Origin of the sequence: uncultured Campylobacter sp. (genome assembly GCF_937997595.1) — a bacterium.
Classification (GTDB): domain Bacteria; phylum Campylobacterota; class Campylobacteria; order Campylobacterales; family Campylobacteraceae; genus Campylobacter_B.
In genome coordinates this window covers 1-2,352 of the sequence record NZ_CALKTS010000147.1, presented here as the reverse complement: position 1 = coordinate 2,352, position 2,352 = coordinate 1, and the positions used below count along the sequence as shown (strand labels likewise).

The 2,352-nt window shown below is 32.1% G+C and carries 3 protein-coding genes and 1 pseudogene; 3 read left to right on the top strand and 1 reads right to left on the bottom strand.

Annotated elements, in window-relative coordinates:
* A partial coding sequence (locus Q0614_RS05115) for a cysteine peptidase family C39 domain-containing protein (protein WP_298787011.1) occupies positions 1-283 on the bottom strand: 283 nt, incomplete at its 3' end.
* Between the two features lie 326 nt (positions 284-609).
* Here Q0614_RS05115 and Q0614_RS05110 point away from each other — a divergent pair.
* The 3 genes and pseudogenes from Q0614_RS05110 to Q0614_RS05100 all read left to right on the top strand — a co-directional run.
* Entirely contained in the window at positions 610-993 is a 384-nt protein-coding gene (locus tag Q0614_RS05110; RefSeq protein WP_298787009.1) for a hypothetical protein, read from the top strand.
* A 104-nt stretch (positions 994-1,097) separates the two neighbouring features.
* A complete protein-coding gene (locus tag Q0614_RS05105) occupies positions 1,098-2,057 on the top strand; it encodes a hypothetical protein (RefSeq protein WP_298787007.1) in 960 nt (319 codons plus the stop codon).
* Positions 2,044-2,352, top strand: a pseudogene (locus Q0614_RS05100) (glycosyltransferase family 2 protein); the annotation flags it as partial. The gene Q0614_RS05105 and the pseudogene Q0614_RS05100, both read left to right, overlap by 14 nt.

Here is a 2,352-nt window from a genome sequence, read left to right as displayed (position 1 = left end):
TTGATGCTTTAATATCCTCTTTACTTTGCTGCTCGATCTTTAGGACGTTAAAGTAGCTTCCATCCTTTTTCTGAAGGATAAAGGGAGGCTTATAGCGCATCAAATTTGAAAGATTTAGCTTTTTGATTTTAGCCTTAAACTCGCAATGCTTAGCCATCCGCACTAGCTCTTCGATCTGCGGCTCCTCGCTGCTTAGCGCAAATTTATTTATAAGCGCCTTGGCATCAAATGGGATATGATTTACGGCGGCTATCAGACCTAGCGAGCCCAGGGCGGTTTGCATTGGATACCTTTGAGTGAAATTTGAAAGAATTCTATTAAGTCTATTTGAAACGGGGCTTAAATTCGGAAGGAATTTTAAAGAAATTTAAGAGATTGAGAGAATTTGTGAAACCAATAATAGTACGGTGGGAATGAATAGCTAGGAAAGCGCTAAAAATTTAAGAAGCCGCTTTAAAACAAAGCCTGGAAATATTTTATAAAGCTTAAGCATACTTTTATAAATGCGGCTATATAATCCGCGCCAAGGGATAGCAAGAAAAGGACTGATATGCAAGAAAGTGGCACCAACTTTACTCCTAGCTTTATCCGGTCTTCAAAGGGGATGCTATGGGGATGATAATACTGGTTGTTTACATTATTCCTTATTTAGCAGTTAGCACCATAGTTATGGTTATCGCCATAAAATGCACTAAGAGAATTTGGATCAGAGGCATTGTAGCGGCTGCACTATTTCTAATCCCCACCTACGACATCATCATTACAAACGCGCACGGTAAAACATACTTCGACCTAGATAATAACAAATTTGCCCAAAACAGAGCTTTGATAGATAAAAATGACGGAATTTTAATCAACAAAACCTTAATCGCAAATAGCGTAACAAGCGGAAGACTATTTGAAAATCATACTTTACTAAGAGATGGGAGCTTAGCTAATAACGGCTTTGAAGCATTAAAAGAATTTGCAAATTTAAATTTACTAATTGTGTGAATTTGTAAAGTAAGTTTAAATTTGTAAATTTAATAAATTCAGTATCAAACGATACTGGCCGAGTTTAAATTCGCAAGTTAAACTTTAAATTTGAAAGGAAAAATATGAAAAAATTATTTAAAATTTTATTTATAATATTTATTTTATTTACTTTGTGTCTTATTATTTCATTTGCTTATCAACTTTATAAAGACGACAAAAGGCATATTGCCGAATTAGAAGCTATGTTTGACAAATACGATAAAGTAAAATATTTGGAAAACAAGATAGATTTTAAAACAGCAACCGAGCATGAAAAAATTAATTTTTACATAAAAGATTTTCTACAAAAAATTCACTATTTAGACAATTATCCAGCAAAAGATATAAAAAAGATGAAAAATATCCATAGAGATATAAATGACTTTGCTGAAACAAGATTTTATCTTTGCAATGGAGACAAATACCCTGATGACAAATGCGAATTTTTCAAGCTTGATAAAAGATTAAATTTAGAATATTTACTAAATTTAGGTTCTAAAATTTGTAATGCCGACACACCTAGGCAAAACGCACAAGAGATAATTGATAATGATGAAATTTTAAAAATAGAACCTTTTTATCCGTTCAATGAAAAATACATTATTGATGAAAATGGTAAATTTTTGGAAAATTTCGTTTATATTGGCGAAAATAAGCATATACTTTTTTCAGATTTTGTATTTATAAATAAAAAAGTCTTAAAATATCACGATACAAAAAACGACATAGTCATTGTATCAAATATTATGTTTTCTTGGCTTTTAGCAAATGCTATTGTCAATAAAGAAATATCAGAATTTTGCGTTACCCATAATCTACTGACAACTAACAAAAAAAGATTTTTTGAAAAAACATATGGGAGAGAATATTATTTTAAATATATTCCTACTAATAGACCTACGCTCCAAAATATCGTTTTTAATGATTTTGCATATAATGGCGATTACTATTATAATGCGATTTTAGAGCAATACCAAACTTTAAAAAACAACAATTTCAATAAAAATCTAAATTTACAAGGAGGCGGCAATGCCAAAAATTAAAGAAGTACAGCCGCAACAGCTTTTTATTGCAGCAGACGGTCCGAGAAAAAACCGTTTAGGTGAAGAAAAAAAATGCAAAGCCGTACGCGAATGGGTGCTGTCGCAGGTGGATTGGGATTGCAAAGTTTATACGTTGTTTCGAGATGAAAACCTAGGCTGCGGACGAGGACCTGCCCAAGCAATTACATGGTTTTTTGATAATGTTGAACAAGGCATTATCTTAGAAGACGATTGTGTGCCGGATATATCTTTTTTTAATTATTGCGAAACACTGTTGGAATACTATAAAAACGAT